The sequence below is a fragment of the Pseudomonas sp. Marseille-P9899 genome, assembly GCF_903166565.1.
Classification (GTDB): Bacteria; Pseudomonadota; Gammaproteobacteria; order Pseudomonadales; family Pseudomonadaceae; genus Aquipseudomonas; species Aquipseudomonas huaxiensis.
Genome location: NZ_CAESCG010000001.1, coordinates 1,893,638 through 1,914,662, shown reverse-complemented (window position 1 = coordinate 1,914,662; position 21,025 = coordinate 1,893,638). Strand labels below are relative to the sequence as shown.

The 21,025-nt window shown below is 64.8% G+C and carries 15 protein-coding genes and 1 pseudogene; 4 read left to right on the top strand and 12 right to left on the bottom strand.

All coding sequences use genetic code 11. The annotated features are described in order from the left end of the window. Positions 1-25: 25 nt before the first annotated feature. Entirely contained in the window at positions 26-523 is a 498-nt protein-coding gene (locus tag HWV67_RS08150) for an AAA family ATPase (RefSeq protein ID WP_175650736.1), read from the top strand. A gap of 409 nt (positions 524-932) precedes the next feature. Here HWV67_RS08150 and HWV67_RS08145 read toward each other — a convergent pair whose 3' ends face one another. From HWV67_RS08145 to HWV67_RS08135, 3 genes are all read right to left on the bottom strand, one after another. Beyond that, the gene (locus tag HWV67_RS08145; RefSeq protein ID WP_175650735.1) at positions 933-3,251 is read right to left on the bottom strand and encodes a TonB-dependent receptor; all 2,319 of its coding nucleotides are present in this window, start codon (positions 3,249-3,251) and stop codon (positions 933-935) included. Positions 3,252-3,330: 79 nt separating this feature from the next. Then, the gene (locus tag HWV67_RS08140) at positions 3,331-4,449 is read right to left on the bottom strand and encodes an aryl-sulfate sulfotransferase (RefSeq protein WP_175650734.1); all 1,119 of its coding nucleotides are present in this window, start codon (positions 4,447-4,449) and stop codon (positions 3,331-3,333) included. A gap of 61 nt (positions 4,450-4,510) precedes the next feature. Next, positions 4,511-5,488: an ABC transporter substrate-binding protein gene (locus HWV67_RS08135; RefSeq protein ID WP_175650733.1), complete on the bottom strand. Its 978-nt coding sequence runs from the start codon at positions 5,486-5,488 to the stop codon at positions 4,511-4,513. A gap of 34 nt (positions 5,489-5,522) precedes the next feature. On the opposite strand from HWV67_RS08135, the gene HWV67_RS08130 reads away from it, so the two are divergent. Next, positions 5,523-6,659: a GlxA family transcriptional regulator gene (locus HWV67_RS08130; protein ID WP_175650732.1), complete on the top strand. Its 1,137-nt coding sequence runs from the start codon at positions 5,523-5,525 to the stop codon at positions 6,657-6,659. Positions 6,660-6,711: 52 nt separating this feature from the next. Here HWV67_RS08130 and HWV67_RS08125 read toward each other — a convergent pair whose 3' ends face one another. The 3 genes from HWV67_RS08125 to HWV67_RS08115 form a co-directional block, all read right to left on the bottom strand. Continuing rightward, positions 6,712-7,848 (bottom strand): M14 family metallopeptidase, encoded by a 1,137-nt coding sequence (locus tag HWV67_RS08125; RefSeq protein ID WP_175650731.1) that lies wholly within the window; start codon positions 7,846-7,848, stop codon positions 6,712-6,714. Positions 7,849-7,900: 52 nt separating this feature from the next. Continuing rightward, positions 7,901-8,413 carry a sigma factor-like helix-turn-helix DNA-binding protein gene (locus HWV67_RS08120; RefSeq protein ID WP_175650730.1) on the bottom strand — a complete coding sequence of 171 codons (513 nt, stop codon included), beginning with the start codon at positions 8,411-8,413 and terminating at the stop codon, positions 7,901-7,903. A gap of 437 nt (positions 8,414-8,850) precedes the next feature. Next, positions 8,851-9,189, bottom strand: a complete 339-nt coding sequence (locus tag HWV67_RS08115; RefSeq protein ID WP_175650729.1) for a DUF6124 family protein — start codon at positions 9,187-9,189, stop codon at positions 8,851-8,853. Between the two features lie 127 nt (positions 9,190-9,316). On the opposite strand from HWV67_RS08115, the gene HWV67_RS08110 reads away from it, so the two are divergent. Then, a complete protein-coding gene (locus HWV67_RS08110) occupies positions 9,317-9,931 on the top strand; it encodes a LexA family protein (RefSeq protein ID WP_175650728.1) in 615 nt (204 codons plus the stop codon). A 64-nt stretch (positions 9,932-9,995) separates the two neighbouring features. Here HWV67_RS08110 and HWV67_RS08105 read toward each other — a convergent pair whose 3' ends face one another. The 4 genes from HWV67_RS08105 to HWV67_RS08090 form a co-directional block, all read right to left on the bottom strand. Beyond that, on the bottom strand, positions 9,996-11,957 hold the full coding sequence (locus tag HWV67_RS08105; protein WP_175650727.1) for an acetyl/propionyl/methylcrotonyl-CoA carboxylase subunit alpha: 1,962 nt from the start codon (positions 11,955-11,957) through the stop codon (positions 9,996-9,998). Then, on the bottom strand, positions 11,954-12,772 hold the full coding sequence (locus HWV67_RS08100) for a gamma-carboxygeranoyl-CoA hydratase (RefSeq protein WP_175650726.1): 819 nt from the start codon (positions 12,770-12,772) through the stop codon (positions 11,954-11,956). The genes HWV67_RS08105 and HWV67_RS08100 overlap by 4 nt, the downstream gene beginning before the upstream one ends. 3 nt (positions 12,773-12,775) lie before the next feature. Then, entirely contained in the window at positions 12,776-14,380 is a 1,605-nt protein-coding gene (locus HWV67_RS08095) for a carboxyl transferase domain-containing protein (RefSeq protein WP_175650725.1), read from the bottom strand. Positions 14,381-14,485: 105 nt separating this feature from the next. Then, positions 14,486-15,649 (bottom strand): isovaleryl-CoA dehydrogenase, encoded by a 1,164-nt coding sequence (locus HWV67_RS08090; RefSeq protein WP_175650724.1) that lies wholly within the window; start codon positions 15,647-15,649, stop codon positions 14,486-14,488. Between the two features lie 183 nt (positions 15,650-15,832). On the opposite strand from HWV67_RS08090, the gene HWV67_RS08085 reads away from it, so the two are divergent. Next, positions 15,833-17,503, top strand: coding sequence for an AMP-binding protein (locus HWV67_RS08085; protein ID WP_175650723.1), 1,671 nt, complete (start codon positions 15,833-15,835; stop codon positions 17,501-17,503). Between the two features lie 46 nt (positions 17,504-17,549). Here the strand turns inward: HWV67_RS08085 and HWV67_RS08080 are convergent. Together HWV67_RS08080 and HWV67_RS08075 are read right to left on the bottom strand one after the other, a co-directional pair. Further along, positions 17,550-18,853 (bottom strand): annotated as a pseudogene (locus HWV67_RS08080) (NtaA/DmoA family FMN-dependent monooxygenase). Positions 18,854-18,932: 79 nt separating this feature from the next. Then, a complete protein-coding gene (locus HWV67_RS08075; protein ID WP_256680035.1) occupies positions 18,933-21,023 on the bottom strand; it encodes a TonB-dependent receptor in 2,091 nt (696 codons plus the stop codon). Positions 21,024-21,025 lie beyond the last annotated feature (2 nt).

The window sequence follows — 21,025 nt, the reverse complement described above, 5'->3', positions numbered from 1 at the left end:
TGGCTCGACACAAGGAGCCGTGCCCATGTCCTCGACCCACCTTCACCTGCTGTGCGGCAAGATCGCCTCCGGCAAATCCACCCTCGCCAAACACCTCGTGGCAGAGCACAGCGCGCTGCTGATCAGCGAAGATCACTGGCTTTCGCGTTTGTATCCCGACGAGATCCGTTCGGTAACCGACTACCTTGACCGTGCCCGACGGATTCGTGCCGTGTTGGGGCCGCTGGTGATCGACCTGTTGCGGACGGGTGTCACGGTGGTTCTGGATTTTCCCGCCAACACCGTCGCTGACCGTAGTTGGCTGCTGAGCCTGGCGCGGACGGCGGGCGTCCATCACACCTTGCACTACCTCGAACAGGACGACGCCACCTGCCGCGCCCGCCTGCATGCGCGCAATGCACATGGCGAGCACGACTTTGCGGCCACCGATGCCGAATTCGAGGTTATTACCCGGCATTTCCAGGCGCCTGCGGTGGGTGAGGGGCTGGATATTGTGGTTCATGGTCAGGAGGGGGGCGAATGATCAGCACATCTCATGGCTCCATGAGAGCCATAAGACGTCAGTCAGAAGATTGGGTAATGGCGACCAGGTGCTAGCCGACAGTTTTTCAGCGTTTTTGAGATCGAGCGCCGCCCGCGCGGCGCATCGCGGATGAATCCGCTCCTACATTTTTTGCAACGTGCCTATGCCTGTCAGGCCATGGTTGACTACCTTGGTGGTTCGGCTCGATTTTAAGGCTGGCGCCTCAGCCGCCCCGCACTTTCCCGCCATATACCAAGGCTGGCAACGCCAATCACACAGGCCATGGCACGTTGCAAAAAATGTAGGAGCGGATTCATCCGCGATGCGCCGCGTGGGCGGCGCTCGATCTCACAGGCGCTAGAAAACTCTCGGCATGCGCCTGGTGGCCATTACTCGGTCTACACAACCACTAAAAGTCATACCGCCCCGTAACCCCCACCGTCCTCGGCGTTCCCAGCACCCCCGTGTACCCGCCATTCGGTGAATTCCACAGCGTGGTGTAGTAGGTCTTGTCCGCCGCGTTCTTCACCCATAGCGACACATCCCACTGCCCATCCGCAAGATCGCCACGCACCCCGGCAGACAGATTGACCAGTGCATAGCTCGGCAATTGCGCATGTTCCGAGTCGTCCACCGTGCCGACGGCATGGGAGCGGAAGGCGTAGCTGGCGTTCACATACGGCCGCACCGGACCCGCTTCCCATTCATAGGTGCCGCTGGCGTTGAGGATCCACTTCGAGGCGCCGACCACGGTGTGTCCGGTCAGGTCGCAGGACGCCGGCGCACCCGGTCGCAAGGCGACTTCGGCCGGGCAGGGGGCGTTGCTGTAGTCGAGGTAGCGCACGTCGTTCAGCGAGCCGTTGAGGTTCAGGGTCAGGCCGCGCACCGGCAGCAGGGTCGATTCGAATTCCACACCGCGGCTGCGCACGGCGCCGGCGTTGGTCAGGTAGCTGGTGAGGTTGGCGTCGTCGTAGGCGTTGGTCTGGTAGCCGTGAACCTCGGTCCAGAACAGGTTGGCGTTGAGCAGCAGACGCCGGTCGAGCAGGGTGGTCTTGATCCCCAGTTCGGCGTCGTTGGCCCGTTCGCTGCCGATCAGCAGGGAGTCGGCACCGGCCACCGGAGCACTGGCGACGCTGAGGTTGACGCCACCCGACTTCTCGCCGTGGGACAGCGAGGCATAGCCCAGCACCTGATCGTTGAAGCGATAAGCCAGGCTGACCAGCGCCGACGGGCTGAAGCTGTAGACGCTGAGGTCGCCCGAGTCATACGCACCGAGACGCCCCTGGCGCACACTGGCCGCCGCACCGGTGACCGCCGCGCCGCCGGTTGGCGCATAGCGGCCGACCCGCGCCTGCTTCACCTCGTAGGTGCCGCGCACGCCGGCGGTGAGGTCCAGGCGTGGCGTCAGGTGCCAGGTGCTCTGGGCGAACAGGGCGAAGCTGTCGGTGTCGATGCGCCCCTTGCCCAGGCTGTAGACGTTGTTCAGCGCGCCCTGCGGCGTGCCGTTCCAGGTGTCGGCCAGCGGGCCGTAGTCGGTGAAGACTTCGTTGCGCATTTCCTGGCGGAAGTAATACGCGCCGAGCACATAGTCGAAGACGTCGCCGGTGGGCGAGGCCAGGCGCAGCTCCTGGGAGTATTGCTGGTCCCGCGCCGACTGGCCGACGTTGTACATCACCGGGACGTTGAGTTCGTCATCGTTGCGCGGGGTGAAATCCCACCAGCGCCAGGCGGTGACGGAGGTCAGGGTGTAGTCGCCGGGCAGGCTCCAGTTGGCTTCCAACGAGGTGCCACCCTGGAACACTTTGACGTTCTGGTCGGCGTCGAGGTTGACGTGGCGACCCTGGGCCAGGCTTGCGCCCACCGCAGCGGCGCGCTGCTCGTAGCGGTTGACGCCGTTGATGGTCGGCCCGGTGCTGAACAGCGAGCGGGTGCCGGCGCTGGAGTCCTCTTCGTTGTAGTCGGCGATCCAGCGCAGGTTGAAGGATTCATTGGGTTCGAACAGCAGTTGCCCACGGAAACCCTGGCGGGTCCCGCCGCCGAGGGTGTGGCCGTTGTAATCGTTTTCGACGTAGCCGTTTTCCCGGGTGCGATAGGCAGAGAAACGCCCGGCCAACTGGCTGGTCAACGGCCCGCCGATACTGGCGTGGGTCTGCACGTAGCCGTCTTCGCCAAACGAGGTCGAGACGCTGCCTTCCGGGGTGAACGAGGGCCGGCGGGTGCTGATATTCAGCACGCCGGCGGTGGTGTTCTTGCCGAACAAGGTGCCTTGCGGACCGCGCAGCAGTTCGAGCTGCTCGATGTCCAGCAGGTCGAACACGGCCATGCCGGGACGGCCGAGGTAGACGTTGTCGAGGTAGATCCCGGCGCTGCCTTCCAGGCCGTCGCTGGCCGGGTTGTTGCCCAGCCCGCGGATCGACAGGCTGGACTGGCGCGGGTTCATGAACGACACGTTGACGCTGGGCAGCGCCTGTTGCAGGTCTTGCACGCGGTACAGGCGCTGGTTTTCCAGGGTCTGCGCCGAGAGCACGGTCATCGCGGTGGGCACCGTCTGGACATCTTCCACACGGCGGCGGGCATTGACGGTGATGGTCTGCAAGGTCGCGTCATCGGCCTGCGAGCCCTCGACGGTTTCGGCGCTGTAGCCCGGCGAGCAGGCCAGGGCCAGCAAACCGGGAAGAAAACGGGGCCAGACGCACGCGCGGCTGTTTCGTTGCAAAGGCATGGTCATCATGAACTCCTGTGATGAGTGAACCTCTCGCTGCGCGTGGTCTGCGTAAGCGTGATCGGAAGGGTTGGGGGGTTGTGGATCAGTCGCGCAGCCAGGGCAGTTCATGGGCCTGATAGCGGTGCGCGCGGAAGATCGCGTTGTTCTCGCCCGGCAGGTAGGCGCGGGAGGCGGCGTCCGGGTAGGCGGCGAAATGCGGGTTGATGTATTCCCAGACCACTTCGCCTTCGCGGGTCACTTCGAACAGCCGGCCGAAGTTGGCCTCGGTGATCAGCGTGTTGCCGTTGTGCAGGCGCTGGGCGCCGCCCATGAACGGGGTGAAGAAGGCGTAGCCGGGGGTGTCGGCGTACTGCCACTCGATGCGTTGGGCGTGCGGATCGACTTCGATCACCCGCGAGTGCGGCATGGACACATGAGGCCGCGAGATGCCGTTGTCGAACACCAGGATGCGCCCGTCTTCCAGCTCGCTCGGGCAATGCTGCTGCGCCACCAGGTCGTGGCCAAGGCGCCAGAGCACGCGGTCGCTGGCCTTGTCGACGGCGATCACCGAGGACACGCTGCGCAAACTGAGGATGACCTTGCCGTCGCGGCCCGGCGTCACCGAGTTGGTCATCGGCCAGTGGTAGCGTTCGAAGCAGTCGTGAAGCGGGTAGTCTTCCGGCGCCAGGTGTTCCCAGCTCCGCCATTCCCAGACCAGCGTGCCGCTGCGGTCGACTTCCTTGACCACGTCGCCGTAGATCACCCCTCCTGGCGCCTCGCTGCCGGGAATCCCGCCGAGCACGCGACTGGCGATATCCAGTGGCAGCGGCTCGGCAGTGGTGTAGAGCAGGTTGCCGTTGTCCAGCCATTGGGCGTCGTGGTGGTGGGTCAGGTCGGTGTATTCCCAGACCACTTCACCCTCCGGCGTCACCTCGCTGAACGCACCGCCATGCCATACCGACCAGCCTGGAAACAGCTCTGGCGAGTCCGGGTGGTTGCCGTTGTAGCCGAGGTTGCCGTTGGCCAGGATCACCGCGTCGCGGCCGGGGCGTTGCGGCAGTTTCCAGCGGTGTACTTCTTCGCCGCGCAGGTTGATGAGGAACACATTGCCGTCCGCAGTTTGCGGGGCGAACAGGGTGTAGCCACCGGCCGAACGTTCGGCATCGACGGCGATCAGGCCGGTGGCGTGGCGACGCAGGGTGGTGCGGTCGAGTGCAGGCATGACTTTTCTCCAGATGAGCGGCGCCCTGCCGGCAACTGCGGCATGGCGCGAAGGTTTCAGATCAGGGGTGTTGTGGCAGCAGGCGGTTGTAGCGGTCGTCGAAGGCGTCGACGACCTTCAATGGGCGGGGAATCAGCCGGGCCTCGGAGAAACGGTCGGCCAGGCGTTGTTGCAGGCCGGCGACCCGGGCGTCCAGCGCGACGTACTGCAAGCGCTGTTGGCCGAGCATTTCCTGCAGCAGTGGCAGCGGCAGGCGGGTGACCTGGACCAGACGCTCGGCCCAGGCGTCAGGGTGAGCGGTGGCCCAGGCCTGAGCCCTGGCCAAGCGCTGGATAAAGTCGCCGAGCAGCTCGGCCTTTTGCGGATCGTTGAGCGCTGCGAGGCTGGCGACGGTGAAGTTCAGACCGGTCTCGGGCCATTGCGCGCCGTCCACCAGTTTGCGGGCGCCGCGGGACGTGGCTTGGCCGACGAAGGGGTACCAGACCGCCCAGGCATCGAGCTTGCCGCTGGCAAAGGCGTTCTGCGCATCGATGGGGCTGGCGTAGATCACAGTCACATCCTTGATGCCCAGGCCGGCCTCGGCGAGGACGGCGAGCAGCAGGTAATGGCCGCTGGTGCCCTTGGCCACGGCGATGCGCTTGCCCTCGAGGTCGGCGGGACGGCTGATGGTCGAGTCGGCCTGGACCAGCAGCGCATTGTTGTTCTGCGCGCCTTCGGCGGCGGCTACCACCCGCACATCGAAACCACCGGCCTGGGCGAACACCGGTGGCGCGTTGCCGACCACGCCGACATCCACTGCGGCGGCGCTCAGCGCTTCCATCAGCGCGGTGCCGGTGCCGAACGGGTGCCAGTCGAGGGTGTAGGCGAGGCCCTGGTCTTCACCGGCGGCGCCCAGCAGCGCCTGGATCAGCCCGCTCTGGTCACCGACTTCCAGCTCCGGCGCGGCCTGGACGGGCAGGGCGCCGAGCAGCGAGGCGAGCAGCAGCCAGGGCGTCAGGTGGCGACGAAGGCGCTTGGCAGGGAAGGACTTTCTGGGCATCGTCTTGGCTCTTGAATCGGAAAGTGTTGCCAGTATGTCCACGCCCGTCCAACGCCACCATGTCAAACACCCCTCGTTTTCTGCCATCTCGGCGCCGCGAACCGTGCTGGTGCTGGCGTTTCCCGGCGCATTGCTGCTCAACGCCGCCGGCCCGCTGGAGGTGTTCGCTGCCGCGCCGCGCATTCTGGGTGGCGAGCTGAAACAGAGCCCGCCGTACCGGATCGTGCTGGCCTCGCCGTTGGGCGGCGAGATCGAGACGATTTCCGGGATTGCGGTGATGACCCGCTCCCTGGCGGACGTCGAGGCCGAGGCGGAGTTGGACACGCTGATCGTTATCGGTGGGCCGGGGGTGTCGGAACTTGAAAGCGACCCTTACGTCAACGTCTGGCTGCAGCGCCACGCGCCGCGGGCGCGGCGGCTCTGTTCCATCGGCACCGGCGCCTTCGCCCTGGCCGGCGCCGGTTTGCTGGAAGGTCGGCGGGTGGTGACCCACTGGAGCTTTGCCGAAGAACTGCAACAGCGATATCCGGCGTTGATCGTCGAGCGCGAGGCGCTGTACCTGCACGACGGTCACCTGTGGACCTGCGGTGGGGCGAGCGCGGGGATCGACCTTGGCCTGGCCTTGCTGGAACAGGACCTTGGCCCGCATGCGGCGCTGACCCTGGCGCGTTATTTCACCCTGTTCCTGCGCCGCTCGGCGGAACAGGCCCAGCTCAGCGCACCGCTCAAGGCGCAGAGCGATGCGCTGCGCAGCGACCGTGACCAGCGCCTGGTGCGCCTGCATGCCTGGATCGCCGGCAACCTCGACAGTGATTTGCGCGTGGAGCGGCTGGCGGAAAAGTTCGGCATGAGCCCCCGGCATTTCGCCCGCGCCTACACCGCCGCCACCGGTGGCACCCCGGCGCAGACCGTTGAGACCTTGCGCCTGGAGGCCGCCTGCCGGTTGCTGGAAACCAGCAAGGAGCCGATCAAGCGGATTGCCGAGACGGTCGGTTTTGGCAATGAAGAGCGCATGCGCCGCAGTTTTCAGCGGCAGTTGGGGGTGAGCCCGCTGGGGTATCGCTCGCGGTCGCGGGTCGAGGGCGGGGGTGAAGAGAATCCGGTGGCCGGGCAGACCGGGTATCGGTATGAGGAGCGGGTGTCGATTGCGTTGGATCATCTGGCGCAGTAGTGGGGCCTGATCGCAAGCCCCACCGGGTCAACCACGCTGTTTGCCTGCTGAATCAGCGCAACTCGCCAACCATCTCCCCGATGCAGTCCAGCACCGAACTCGCCAGCTCGCGCGAGCGTTTGCCCGACCAGCCGGTTAGTGTATTCGGCGCGTCGTCGTGGTCCTTGAATGGCATCTCCAGGGTCAGCGACAGGCAATCATGGGTCTGGCCGACGGCGTTGCAGGCCAGGGTCAGGTTGGCCTCGCCGGGGGCGCTGCGCGGGTAGCCGTGGACGTCCTGGAAGTCGCGGGTCAGCCCGCACAGGGTTTGGCGGAAACGCGCCTCCAGCGCGGCGATGCGCGGGGTATAGCCAGGGTTGCCTTCGCAGGCGGCGGTGAAGACGTGGGGGATTTCTTCGTCGCCGTGGACATCGAGGAACAGGTCGACGCCGTGAAGCTTCATCTGGTGCTGAGCGAACAGTACTTCCGGAGTTTGCTCGACACTGGCGTCCTGCCAGGCACGGTTGAGGTCGCGGCCCTTGGCGTTGGTGCGCAAGTGGCCGTGGAAGGCGCCGTCGGGGTTCATGTTCGGGATCAGGTAGAGGTCGGCGGCAGCCAGCAGGGCTTGCAGCGTGGCGTCGTTGCGCTCCAGGCGCTCGATCACGCCTTCCATGAACCATTCAGCCATGTGTTCGCCCGGATGCTGCTGGGCGATGATCCACACCTTGCGCTTGCCGGGGGCGCCATCACCGGCCCGTAGCAACTGAATGTCACGGCCTTCGACGCTGCGCCCGGTGGCCAGCAGCGTGACGTTGGCCAGGCGGGTGGCGCGTTCGATCAACTGGTTATGGCGGGCGCGGGAGTAGGGCTCGAAGTAGGCGAACCAGGCCTGGGGTTCGCTCGCCTGCAGGCTGAAGTGCAGGGCCTTGCCGTCGAAGTGCGACGGTACGCGGAACCAGTTCTGCTGGTCATACGAAGCGACGGCCTGATAACCGTCCCAGGCTTTGTTGTAGGAAGACTCGCCGGCGTTTTCCAGGATGAACGTGTGGGACTGTCCTGGCGTCAGGCCGCTGGCCTTGAAGTGGAACCACTGGAAATGCGCGCTGCTGGTGTCGTTACGGATCGCCAGGCGGACCTGCAAGGGATTGCTGGAATCCCGTACTAGGATATTGCCGGAATCGAAGTCGCAGTCGATGCTCAGTGCAGTCATTGCCAGGTTCCTGTGTAGAGTCATGGAGGCCCATTACTCTACACAACCCGGGTCAGGACCAGAAACCCAACGCCAGCAGCGCCGCCACTCCGAGGCTCATGGCCACGGTGCAACCGCCGAGGGAGAACGCTGCGCGCCCTTGTCGGTACCACTGGTTTTCGCCCAGCAGGCGTGCCGGCGCGAGCAGGGTGCGCCAGCGCAGCTCGGTGGCATGGAAGGCGGCCAGGTGCTCCGGCGCGGCGTCGAGCCAGCGGCGGAAGTCGATACGCTCGCTGGCGGTAACCTGCGGGCTCTGCAAACGCACGTACCACTGGCCTGCGCTGCGGGCGATGGCGCAAGGGGCGGGCAGGGTGCATTGCAGGATCTGGTTCATGTGCCGTTCGACGCTGGTGTCGGAGAGGTCCAGGCGGCGGGCAATATCAGCGTAGGAAAGTTGATCGAGGCGGTTCAGCAAGAACACCTGCTGTACCCGGCGTGGCAGCTTTTTCAGGCGGTGCAACAACGCCAGTTCCGCGGGATCGGCACACTCGGCGTGATGGTCCAGAGGCAGCAACAGACGGGTCATATTCAAGCTCCTTGCTGGAGAAACGGAGGAGGCGGGGATGGGGGCATCGTCCTTGACGCGGGTACGAGCTTAATCGTAACGAGATTGATTCTCAAGTGCTAAATTCCGCAAAGCGCGGCTTCGGGGTTACATCCTGAGACATTCCTTTGATATCATCGCCACATTCAGTAACACACCGCCTTCATTAGCCTGAAGAGCCAAAAAAAAGACCCGGCAAAAAGCCGGGTCAAAAACCGTGATTAGCCTGATGAGGAGATAATCTGAGAGTCCGACCTAAGGGCTTTCAGTTTATCCAACCAGTCTCGCGACCAGTTGTGAGCAATAATAATCGTTCTCATTTTCAAGTCAAATGAATTTTCTGTAATTTCTTGAAAATTCTTTCTCCCTGTTTGCATCCCCCAGGCTTTCCGGGCCTTCCCCTTGGTTTCCTTCTTCCCTTAGCAGGGCGCCTTCGCCTCGCATTCCTCATTTCTCGCTGTCTGACTCAGGCTGTGCTCGACCATCGCGCGTGCGAGGTTGACCAGGTGCATCACCGTGAGCATCTGTTCCCGCGCCTTGCCCTGCAGGCGCAGCGCTGCGTCCGACGCGCTGGATGAAGCGCAGCGCAGCAGCCACGTTGCCTGCTCGCCGGCGTCCTCCTGCGAGAGGTCATGGCGGGCGACCACCAGTTGCATGTCACTCACCCCGGTCGCCGGCTGCGGCTCGGGATTAAGGTAGAAATCGATGGCGCGGCGGGCTGCCTCGCTGTCCAGGTAGGTGAGAGAGGGCGCACTCATGGGGCGGTCTTTCCTTGAGAATAGTGGGTGGTAGTTCGCAATATAGTACTAGTTGTATTTTTATCAGGGTTTTAAATACTACAATTTGTGTATTGAGCGGCCAGAGACAGTCCGTATCGTGCCTGCGATGGAAAAATGGATTGATCTGGTCAAAACCAGGATGCGTGTACTGAACCTCACGCAAGAACAACTCGCCGAGCGCCTCGGGGTTACCCAGGGTGCCGTTGGCCACTGGTTACGCGGCAAGCGGCGCATTTCTCTCGAACGCATGAACAAGATGTTGGTGGCGCTCGAACTCGAAATGGAAATGGGCGCCACCTACCTCGCGGAAGAGCCGGCGTTCTACGAGTTGCCCACGGCGTACCATTATCCGTTGTCGGACTGGCAGCGCCTGGGTGCAATAGATGAGGGCGACGAGGCGACCGACAGCGGCGAACTCACCGAATACCGGGCGCTGGGCCAGGCTTACTGGCTGCGGGTCGAAGGCGACGCAATGACAGCGCCCTCGGGCATGAGCATCGCCGCGGGCATGCTGATCCTGGTGGACAGCGGCGTCGAGGTGCAGGTCGGCAAGCTGGTGATCGCCCATCTGCCCGGCAGTCCTCAGGCGATCTTCCGCCAACTGGTGCAGGAAGGCGGACAACGCTTTCTCAAGCCGCTGAACCCTACCTACCCGATGATGCTCTGCGGCGACGACTGCCAACTGGTCGGCGTGGTGGTCCGCGCCAACCTCAAACTCTGATCGCTGAAAAACACAACGGCGCCACCCGCCATGGGCGAGGGCGCCGTTGTTGCAAGCGGGCCGGTCAGCCCGCTGCTTCTTCCAGCGCCACCAGCACGCTGCCGTCACTGACCATGTCGCCTTCCTGGCAATACAGCGCCGCCACGGTGCCCGCATGCGGCGCGCGGATGCTGTGTTCCATCTTCATGGCTTCCAGCACCACCAGTTGCGTGCCGGCTTCCACCACCTGACCCGGTTCCACCAATACCCGCACGATGCTGCCATTCATTGGCGCCGTCAGGCCGCCTTGATGGGTGTGGCTGGCCTCGGCCTCGGCAATTGGGTCGTAGGCGGTGACCGTGTGCAGCTCGCCGTTCCAGCGCAGGTACAGGGCGTCGCCACGACGAATCGCCAGGTGCTGACGGCGCAGGCCATCGTTATCGACCCGCAGTTGCTCGCCATCGAGCTGGAAGGTGGACGCAGCCTGACGATCGAGGCTCAGCGCCTGCTGTTCGCCATTGCAGCTCAAGTGCAGGCTGATATGCGCCGGAACTCCGGCACGTAAACCCTGGCGCGAGGACCACGGCGAATGTGGATCATCGCCGCGCACGCTGTTCGGCATGCTCTGCACGAAGCCTTCCGCCGCCGCCTGCCAGAAGTTCGCGGGCAGCGCGCCCGGGGCCGGCAGCAGGTCGTCGTGGTAGCGCGGGATGAAACCAGTATCCAGCTCGGCCGCAGCGAACGCTGGGTGGGCGAGGATGCGCCGCAGGAAGGTGATGTTGGTCTTCACGCCGCCAATGGCGAATTCATCGAGCATTGCCAGCAGGCGCAGGCGTGCTTGTTCGCGGTCTTCGCCCCAGGCGATCAGCTTGCCCAGCATCGGATCGTAGAACGACGAAACCTGATCGCCCTCGCTGACCCCGCTGTCCACCCGGCGCCCCGCACCCGGTGCGCTTTCGCGGTACAGCGCCAGGGTGCCGGTGGCCGGCAGGAAATCGTTGGCCGGGTCTTCCGCGTACAGCCGCACTTCGATGGCGTGGCCGATAAGTGGCACCTGTTCCTGGCTGATCGGCAGCGCCTCGCCGCGGGCAACGCGGATTTGCCAGGCGACCAGATCAAGGCCGGTGATGGCTTCGGTGACCGGGTGCTCCACCTGCAGGCGGGTGTTCATCTCCATAAAGAAGAATTCGCCGCGTGCGTCCAGCAGGAATTCCACGGTGCCGGCGCCGACATAGCCAATGGCCTGGGCCGCGCAGACCGCCGCTTCGCCCATGGCCCGACGCAGTTCCACGCTCAGCCCCGGGGCAGGCGCTTCTTCGACCACTTTCTGGTGGCGGCGCTGGATCGAGCAGTCACGCTCGTTGAGGTACAGGCAGTTGCCGTGCTGGTCGGCGAACACCTGGATTTCCACGTGACGCGGCTTGAGCACGTATTTCTCGACCAGCATCCGCGCATCGCCGAACGACGACAGCGCTTCCCGCTGGGCCGAGGCCAGGGCTTCGGCCAGTTGGCTTTCCTGCTCGACAACTTTCATGCCCTTGCCGCCGCCGCCGGCGGTGGCCTTGAGCAGCACCGGGTAGCCGATGTGCTCGGCGGCGGCGCGGAAGGTTTCCAGGTCCTGGGCTTCGCCGTGGTAGCCGGGCACCAGGGGCACGCCGGCGGTTTCCATCAGCGCCTTGGCGGCGGATTTGCTGCCCATCGCCTCGATGGCGCTGGCCGGTGGGCCGAGGAAGATCAGCCCGGCCTGTTCGATAGCTTTGGCGAAGCCGGCGTTTTCCGAGAGGAAACCGTAGCCGGGATGGATCGCCTGGGCGCCGCTGGCCTTGGCCGCAGCGATCAGTTTGTCGATGACCAGGTAGCTCTCTGCCGCTTTGCTGCCGCCCAGGTCGACACGGATGTCGGCTTCACGGCTGTGGCGCGCTTCGCGGTCGACCGCGCTGTGCACGGCGACGGTGGTCAGGCCCAGGGATTTGGCGGTGCGCATTACCCGGCAGGCGATCTCGCCACGGTTGGCGACCAGCAGGGTGGTCAGCTCGGGACGGCTCATGGGCGTGGCTCCTTGTGGGTCGGTTCGGCCTGCCAGGCCGGCGTGCGTTTTTCCAGGAAGGCGCGCAGGCCTTCCTGTCCTTCGGGGCTGACGCGGATGCGGGCGATGGCGTTCTCGCAGTAGCGGCGCAGGGACGGGGTCAGTTCGCCTGAGCCGACTTCACGCAGCAGCTCCTTGCTGGCGCGCATGGCTTGCGGGCTGTTGAGCAGCAGGTTGGCGACCCAGTCTTCGACCCGAGCGTCCAGTTCCGCCGCCGGATAGCTTTCCGCGAGCAGGCCCAGTTCACGGGCGCGGACGCCGCTGAAGCGCTCGGCGGTGAGGGCGTAGCGGCGCGCGGCGCGCTCGCCCATGGCCTGGACCACGAACGGGCTGATCACCGCAGGCGCCAGGCCAATGCGCACTTCCGAGAGGCACAGTTGCGCGTCGTCGGCGCCGATCGCCATGTCACAGCAACTGATCAGGCCCAATGCGCCGCCGAAGGCCGCGCCCTGAACCACCGCCAAGGTCGGCAGCTTGAGCCGCGCCAGGTTGTACATCAGTTCCGCCAGTTCGCGGGAATCGTCGAGGTTGCTCTGGTAGTCGAGCGCCGCGCTCTGCTGCATCCACGCCAGGTCAGCGCCGGCGCTGAAGTGCCGGCCACGGCCGCGCAGGACGACGAAGCGCAGGCTGGCGTCGGTGGCGAGCTGGTCGATGGCGATGATCAGTTCGCGGATCATCTGCGCGTTCAATGCGTTGTTCTTGTCTTCCCGGCTCAGCCACAGGGTGGCGAAGCCGCGAGGATCCTTGATCAGTTCGAGGGTGCTGAAGTCGGTCATCGGTCACATCCGGAAAATGCCGAAGCGGGTGGATTCGATCGGCGCGTTGAGCGCGGCGGACAGGGCCAGACCGAGGATGTCGCGGGTCTGCGCCGGGTCGATGACGCCGTCGTCCCAGAGCCGGGCGCTGGAATAGTAGGGGTGGCCCTGGTGCTCGTACTGATCGAGGATCGGCTGTTTCAGGCGGGCTTCGTCGTCGGCGCTGAACGGCTGGCCGCTGCGCTCGCTTTGTTCACGCTTGACCTGGGCCAGCACGCCGGCGGCCTGTTCGGCACCCATCACGCCAATCCGCGCGTTGGGCCACATCCACAGGAAGCGCGGGTCGTAGGCGCGGCCGCACATGCCGTAGTTACCGGCGCCGAAGCTGCCGCCGATGATCACGGTGAACTTCGGCACCTTGGCGCAGGCCACTGCGGTGACCAGCTTGGCGCCGTGCTTGGCGATGCCGCCGGCTTCGTATTTCTGGCCGACCATGAAACCGGTGATGTTCTGCAGGAACAGCAACGGGATGCCGCGCTGGCAGGCCAGTTCGATGAAGTGCGCGCCTTTCTGCGCGGCTTCGGCGAAGAGGATGCCGTTGTTGGCGAGGATGGCGATGGGGTAGCCGTGCAGGTGGGCGAAGCCGCAGACCAGGGTGGTGCCGAACAGCGCCTTGAATTCATCGAACACCGAGCCGTCCACCAGACGGGCGATGATTTCGCGCACGTCGAACGGTTGCTTGGCGTCGGCCGGAACCACGCCGTACAACTCGTCGGCGGCGTACTGCGGCGCGATCGGCGTGCGCAGTTGCAGCTCGCCCTGTTTGTGCCAGTTGAGGTTGGCCACGCAGCGGCGGGCGATGGCCAGGGCGTGCTCGTCGTTGTCGGCGTAGTGGTCGGCGACGCCGCTGGTCTTGCAGTGCACGTCGGCGCCGCCGAGGTCTTCGGCGCTGACCACTTCACCGGTGGCAGCCTTCACCAGCGGCGGGCCGGCGAGGAAGATGGTGGCTTGCTGGCGGACCATGATGGTCTCGTCGGACATCGCCGGCACATAGGCGCCGCCGGCGGTGCACGAGCCCATCACCACGGCGATTTGCGGGATGCCCAAGGCGCTCATGTTGGCCTGGTTGAAGAAGATCCGGCCAAAGTGCTCGCGGTCGGGGAACACTTCATCCTGGCGCGGCAGGTTGGCGCCGCCGGAGTCCACCAGGTACAGGCAGGGCAGGCGGTTCTGCTGGGCGATGGCCTGGGCGCGCAGATGCTTTTTCACGGTCAGCGGATAGTAGGAACCGCCTTTCACCGTGGCGTCGTTGGCCACGATCATGCACTCCACGCCTTCCACCCGACCGATGCCGGCGATCACCCCGGCGGCCGGGACGTCTTCGCCATACACCTCATGGGCGGCCAACTGGCCGATTTCCAGGAACGGCGAGCCCGGATCGAGCAGGCGGTCGATACGCTCGCGGGGCAGCAATTTGCCGCGCGAGGTGTGGCGCTCCTGCGCTTTGGCGCCGCCGCCCTGGTGGACCTGGGCGAGCAGGGTGCGCAGCGCATTGACCTGCTCCAGCATGGCGGCGCTGTTGACGGCGAACTCGGGTGCGCGGGGGTTCAACTGAGACTTCAGAATCATCGGAGGTCCTTGGCAGCTTCAAGCGGCAAGCTTCAAGCTGCAAGAAGGGTAAGGGAGGCAAGCTGCTTTTACTTGCAGCTTGCCGCTAGAAACTTGCGGCTGCCCCTAGCGCGTCTCGTTGAACAGTTCGCGACCGATCAGCATGCGGCGGATTTCGCTGGTGCCGGCGCCGATTTCGTACAGCTTGGCGTCACGCAGCAGACGGCCCGCCGGGAACTCGTTGATATAGCCATTGCCGCCGAGAATCTGGATTGCTTCGAGGGCCATCTGGGTGGCGCGTTCGGCGGTGTAGAGGATCACCCCGGCGGCGTCCTTGCGGGTGGTCTCGCCGCGATCGCAGGCCTGGGCCACCGCGTACAGATAGGCGCGGCTGGCGTTGAGCTGGGTGTACATGTCGGCGATCTTGCCCTGGATCAACTGGAACTCGCCGATGCTCTGGCCGAACTGTTTGCGGTCGTGGATGTACGGCACCACCAGGTCCATGCACGACTGCATGATCCCGGTCGGGCCGCCGGAGAGGACCACGCGCTCGTAGTCGAGGCCGCTCATCAGGACTTTCACGCCGCCATTCAGCGCGCCGAGGATGTTTTCTTCCGGCACTTCGACGTTGTCGAAGAACAGCTCGCAGGTGTTGGAGCCGCGCATGCCCAGTTTGTCGAACTTGTTGCTGCGGCTGAAGCCGGCCCAGTCACGCTCGACAATAAAGGCGGTGATGCCATGGGCACCCTTTTCCAGGTCGGTCTTGGCGTAGATCACATAGGTGTTGGCGTCGGGGCCGTTGGTGATCCAGGTTTTGCTGCCGTTGAGGACGTAGCGGTCGCCGCGTTTCTCGGCGCGCAGCTTCATCGACACCACGTCGGAGCCGGCGTTGGGTTCGCTCATGGCCAGGGCGCCGATGTGCTCGCCGCTGATCAGCTTGGGCAGGTATTTGGTTTTCTGCTCGTGGGTGCCGTTGCGGTTGATCTGGTTGACGCAGAGGTTGGAGTGGGCGCCGTAGGAGAGGGCGACCGAGGCCGAGCCGCGGCTGATTTCTTCCATTGTTACCACGTGGGCCAGGTAGCCCAGGCCGCCGCCGCCGTATTCTTCGCTGACCGTCACGCCCAGGAGGCCCATGTCGCCGAACTTGCGCCACATGTCGGCGGGGAACAGGTTGTCGTGGTCGATCTGCGCGGCGCGGGGCGCCAGTTCGTTAGCGACGAAGGCTTGTACCTGGTCACGCAGCATGTCGACGGTTTCGCCGAGGGCGAAGTTCAGGGAGGGATAACGCATGCTCTGGCACCTTCTGTTGTTAGTTCTTGTGAGGGGTGTGATCGGGTTCGTCACCTTTACGTTAACGTAAACCTGAGTCCCTTTACTGTCAATCATCACCATGACCTTTACGTTAACGTTAATTTGCGCCAGAGTAGTCCGCGCCCCGATCAGCTCCCAGAACAAACACAAAAAGGGATCGCCATGAATCAACCGAGCTACACCCAGGGTCGTCAGGACAAAGCCTTGCTGGCCATGACCATCGGCCAGGCATTCGACCACACGGTGTCACGTTTCGCCGACCGCGAAGCCCTCGTGGTTCGTCACCAAGACCTGCGCTACACCTGGGCGGAACTTGCCGCCAGCGTCGACCTGCATGCCCGCGCGTTCATGGCCCTGGGCCTGAAGACCGGCGACCGCCTGGGCATCTGGGCACCCAACTGCGCGCAGTGGTGCATCGCCCAGTTCGCCAGCGCCAAGGCCGGGATCATCCTGGTCAACATCAACCCCGCCTACCGCACCAGCGAGCTGGAATACGTGCTCAAGCAGTCCGGTTGCCAGTGGCTGATCAGCGCGGGGGCGTTCAAGAGTTCCGATTACCACGGCATGCTCGGCGAACTGCTGCCGGAGCTGCCGCGCGCGGTGCCTGGTCAGTTCAACAGCGAGCGTCTGCCGGATTTGCGCGGGTTGGTCAGCCTGGCGGACGAGCCGCCCGCGGGCTTCCTGCGCTGGGGAGCTCTGGCGGAACTGGCCGCGCAGGTCAGTGAGGAAGACTTCCAGGCCCGCCAGCGCAGCCTGCAATTCGATCAGGCGGTAAACATCCAGTACACCTCCGGCACCACCGGTTTCCCCAAGGGCGCGACCCTCAGCCACTACAACATCCTCAACAACGGCTACATGGTCGGCGAGAGCCTGGGCCTCACCGAGCAGGACCGCATGGTGATTCCGGTGCCGCTGTACCACTGCTTCGGCATGGTCATGGGCAACCTGGGCTGCATGACCCACGGCACCACCATGATCTACCCCAACGATGCCTTCGATCCGCTGTTGACCCTGCAAGGCGTCGCCGCCGAGCGCGCCACTGTGCTGTACGGCGTGCCGACCATGTTCATTGCCCTGCTGGACCAGCCGCAACGTCGGGAATTCGACCTGTCGAGCCTGCGCACCGGGATCATGGCCGGCGCCACCTGCCCGATCGAGGTGATGCGTCACGTCATCAGCGAGCTGAACATGAGCGAAGTGCAAATCGCCTACGGCATGACCGAGACCAGCCCGGTGTCGCTGCAGACCGGCCCGGATGACGAACTGGAACTGCGCGTGACCACCGTCGGCCGCACCCAGCCGCAACTGGAGAGCAAGATCATCGACGAGCACGGCTGCGTGGTGCCGCGCGGGCAGATCGGCGAGCTGTGCACCCGTGGCTACAGCGTGATGCTCGGCTATTGGGGCAACCCGGCGGCCACCGCCGAGGCCATCGACCCGGCGGGCTGGATGCACACCGGCGACCTGGCGAGCATGGATGAGCAGGGCTACGTGTGCATTGCCGGGCGCAACAAGGACATGATCATTCGCGGCGGCGAGAACATTTATCCGCGCGAGCTGGAAGAGTTCTTCTTCACCCACCCGGCGGTGGCGGACGTGCAGGTCATCGGCATTCCGGATGACCGCTACGGTGAGGAGATCGTCGCCTGGATCAAGTTCCACCCCGGTCACAGCGCGACCGATGTGGAATTGCAGGCCTGGTGCAAGAGCCGCATTGCCCACTTCAAGACGCCGCGTTTCTTCCGTTTCGTCGAGGAATTCCCGATGACGGTGACGGGCAAGATCCAGAAGTTCCGCATGCGCGAGATCAGCATCGAGGAACTGCGTCGCTGAAAGCGTCTTCGGGGCTGCCGTTTGGCAGCCCCAAGGACGAGCGGTTTCAGTACTCGGTCAGGTGCTCGATGAACGTCGAGCCGCTGTAGCGCTCGCGGAACAATCCCGCCTTCACCAGCTTCGGCACCACCTCATCGAGGAACAGGTGCACCGACTCCACCGAGCCGCCCGGCGCGGCGATAAAACCATTCATGGCCCCGGCCTCGGCCCATTCGGCGATCTGCTCGACGGCATCGTCGACGGTGCCGACCACCTGCCAGTGCGCGGCGGAGATCACTTCCGGGCGCAACAACAATTCATCCACCGTCAGCGATTCGCGCTCGATCAACCGGCGCAGCAGGTTGGTGTGGGTGCGGCTGCTGGTTATCGCCAGCGGCGGTGGCAGGTCGTCGCGGGTGACCGGGCGCTCCTGCGGCCAGTCGCTGAGGTCCAGGCCGGTCATTTCCTTGATCGAAGCGAATTTACGGCCGCGATCAAGGCGGGCGTGGGTCCGCATGAACAGTGCGCGGGCTTCTTCGCGGGTCGCCGCCAGGTACAGGCTCAGGCCCGGCAGCAGGCGGATGTCTGCAGGCGAGCGGCCGTGGCGTTCGGCGCGTTGGGACAGGTCGCGGCGCAGTTCGAGGGCAGCTTCCTTGTCCGGGGTCGGGGCGAACACCAGGTCGGCTACCGAGGCGGCGAAGTCGCGGCCCGATTCCGACGCGCCGGCCTGCACGAACGGAATCCGCGCAGCGGGGAAGGCCGGCACATTGAGCGGCCCCTTGACCTTGAAGTGCTCACCCTCATGGCTGATGGGGCGGATCTGCGCGGTGTCGGCGTAGCGGCCAGCGGCGCGGTCGATCTTCAGCGCTTCATGGGGGAAGCTGCGCCACAGCGCCTGCACCAGCTCGGTGAATTCGCCGGCGCGCTGGTAGCGCTCTTCGGCGCCGGGCATCTGCTCCAGGCCGAAATTCTCGTGGCCTTGCAGGGCGGTGACGATGTTCCAGCCGGCGCGGCCGTTGCTCACCCAGTGCAGCGATTGCAGTTGCCGGGCCACCACATAAGGCGGGTAGAAGGTGGTCGACACCGTCGACACCAGCCGATACGCGACGTGGCCCGGGCGACGGCGGCGAGCAGGACGGTCGGGTCGAGGCTGGCGAAGCCGGGGGCGGTTTCCATGATCTCGGTGGTCAGGCAACTGACATCCGGGCGAAACACGAAGTCCAGGTGCGCGGCTTCGGCGCGGCGGGCCAGGTCGATGGCGAAATCGGCGCTGAAGACGCCTTCTATATTGCTGTTGTCCTGGCGCCAGCCGTCACCGCTGAGCCAGGTGGGGGCCAGGGACAGGCCGATATGGAGTTTGCGTTGGGTCATTACGGGGGTCCTGTTCAAGCGGATTTTCTTGGGCCTGCGTCGCGAAGGACCGCAACGCGGTCCCCGATGGCAACGATGATCAGAACGAACCCTTGACCCCCATCCCGAACATCCGCGGCGTGGTCATGCTCGCCTCGGTGCCGCCGATGCCGCGGTTCTGCTGCATGTAGATCGCGGTGCGGTCATCGAAGACGTTCTTCACGTACCCATACAACTCAACCGCTTTGCTGAACTGGTAGCTCATCCGCGCATCGGCCAGGGTGTAGGCGTCCGTGGCGTAGCTCTTGGTGTTGGCGGTGTCGGAATAGTACCCGTCGATCCGGCGTACCTGCGCCGAGACATTCCATTTGTCGGTGATGTCCCAGCTCGGTCCGAAGCTCAGGGTGTAGCCCGGCGAGCGGGCGAATTCGTTGGCTTCGTAGCTGTTGTTGGCGGAGATCTTGTCGATGCGGGTGCGCAGGGTGCCGGCGCTGGCCTTGAGGGTCAGGTTGTCCAGCACGCGGTAGTCGGCGCTCAGTTCCAGGCCGTAGGCGTGGGCCTTCTCGGCGTTGATGGTGTAGGACTGCGACACGCCGGTGGAGATCACCACCGGGATGTTGTACTGGGCGTCCTTGTGGTCCATGTAGAACAGGTTGCCGCTCAGTTGCAGGCGGTTATCCAGCAGGCTGGCGCGGCTGAACAACTCGTAGTTCCACACCGATTCGTCCTTGAACGCGGTCCAGTTGCGGGTGGTCAGGTTCAGCGCCACGCCGCCCGGGTTGTAGCCGCGGCTGACCATGCCGCCGACAGTCCAGTCCGGGGTCAGGGCGTAGGCCAGGGAGACTTTCGGCAGCAGCGCGGAGAAGGTTTTCTGGTAGTCCAGCGCGGTCGGCGCCAGCACCGAGCGGCCTTCGCGCTCGATGCGGTCTTCCTGATAACGCAGGCCGGTGCCGAGGGTCCAGCGGTCGTCCAGGCGCCAGCTCAGTTCGCCGAACACGCCGAGGTTTTCCTTGGTGTCGTCGAAGGTCGAGAGACCGCTCAACAGCAGCATTTCATCGGATTTGGTGCGCGCCACGTAGACCCCGGTGGCGCCGCTGACGCTGCTGTCCTGGTCGCCGAAGCTCAGGCGGGTTTCATTGGACAGGTTCTTCTGCTGGATATCGGCGTCGCCGCTACCGGGGATACCGGTGTAGCGCTGCACGTGGGACAACGAGTACTGCGCCTGGTTGAGCAGCTTGAAGCCGTTGTCGAAGTCGTAGCTCACGTCCAGCACGCTGGTATTGGTCGACTGCTCCCAGCTCGGCATGGTCGTGGTCGGGTGCTTGAGCTTGTGGTACGGCGCCGCGGCGGCTTCCTGGCTGGGCCGGTTGGAATCGCCGTGGGAGAAGGTGTACTTGGCTTCCAGGCCGGGCAGTGCGCTGGGCAGCCAGAGCAACTTGGCGCGGGCGTTGAGCGAGCTGAAGTTCTTGTCCGCCTTGCCTTTCTGGAAGGCGCTGCTGGTGTAGTCGATGACGGTGTCACGGGCCGAGTGGTCCACCGCCAGGCGTGCGGCCAGTTCGTTTTCCAGCAGCGGGCCGGAGACGGCCAGCGAGGTGCGGTGGGAATCGTAGTTGCCGACTTCGGCCTGGTAGGCGGCTTCCGGGGTGAAGCTTGGGTCCTTGGTGTTGACGATGATCGCGCCGGCGATGGCGTTGGCGCCCTGGGAGGTGGTCTGCGGGCCGCGGAACACTTCGATGCTGTCCAGATCCCAGACCGAGGTCGCGCCGAAGTACATCTCGTTGTAATTCAGGTAATGGCCGTCGAGGTTGATGGTGGCCCGTGGCACGGTGCCGCCCCAGAACACGTTCTGGCCGTTGTTCGGGCCCTGGCTGTCCATGCCGCGAATCACCGGCGCGCCGACGCTGTCGGTGTAGATCACGTTGGGCACGTCATTGAGCACTTCGGTGACGGTGGAACTGCCGGTTTTCTCCTTGTCGATCTCGCGCCCGGTCTTCACCGTCACCGACGACGCGGTGTTCTTCAGTTCCCGTTCGATCTTTTCCCCGGTGATGACGATGGGCTCGAAGGTGACGCTGCCGGCGCTGGTGCTGGCGGCGGTTTCCTGGGCCATGGCCGCCGTGGCGCCCAACAGCGTCGAGAGGGTCAGAACACTGAAACCGCGGGCAAGGGTGAGGGGTGAATAGGCCTTCAAGG

Coding starts and splice junctions, on each gene's coding strand:
- HWV67_RS08135 (WP_175650733.1), bottom strand. CDS start 5,488: ATGCCCAGAAAGTCCTTCCCTGCCAAGCGCCTTCGTCGCCACCTGACG.
- HWV67_RS08150 (WP_175650736.1), top strand. CDS start 26: ATGTCCTCGACCCACCTTCACCTGCTGTGCGGCAAGATCGCCTCCGGC.
- HWV67_RS08125 (WP_175650731.1), bottom strand. CDS start 7,848: ATGACTGCACTGAGCATCGACTGCGACTTCGATTCCGGCAATATCCTA.
- HWV67_RS08085 (WP_175650723.1), top strand. CDS start 15,833: ATGAATCAACCGAGCTACACCCAGGGTCGTCAGGACAAAGCCTTGCTG.
- HWV67_RS08140 (WP_175650734.1), bottom strand. CDS start 4,449: ATGCCTGCACTCGACCGCACCACCCTGCGTCGCCACGCCACCGGCCTG.
- HWV67_RS08145 (WP_175650735.1), bottom strand. CDS start 3,251: ATGACCATGCCTTTGCAACGAAACAGCCGCGCGTGCGTCTGGCCCCGT.
- HWV67_RS08110 (WP_175650728.1), top strand. CDS start 9,317: ATGGAAAAATGGATTGATCTGGTCAAAACCAGGATGCGTGTACTGAAC.
- HWV67_RS08105 (WP_175650727.1), bottom strand. CDS start 11,957: ATGAGCCGTCCCGAGCTGACCACCCTGCTGGTCGCCAACCGTGGCGAG.
- HWV67_RS08115 (WP_175650729.1), bottom strand. CDS start 9,189: ATGAGTGCGCCCTCTCTCACCTACCTGGACAGCGAGGCAGCCCGCCGC.
- HWV67_RS08090 (WP_175650724.1), bottom strand. CDS start 15,649: ATGCGTTATCCCTCCCTGAACTTCGCCCTCGGCGAAACCGTCGACATG.
- HWV67_RS08120 (WP_175650730.1), bottom strand. CDS start 8,413: ATGACCCGTCTGTTGCTGCCTCTGGACCATCACGCCGAGTGTGCCGAT.
- HWV67_RS08095 (WP_175650725.1), bottom strand. CDS start 14,380: ATGATTCTGAAGTCTCAGTTGAACCCCCGCGCACCCGAGTTCGCCGTC.
- HWV67_RS08100 (WP_175650726.1), bottom strand. CDS start 12,772: ATGACCGACTTCAGCACCCTCGAACTGATCAAGGATCCTCGCGGCTTC.
- HWV67_RS08130 (WP_175650732.1), top strand. CDS start 5,523: ATGTCCACGCCCGTCCAACGCCACCATGTCAAACACCCCTCGTTTTCT.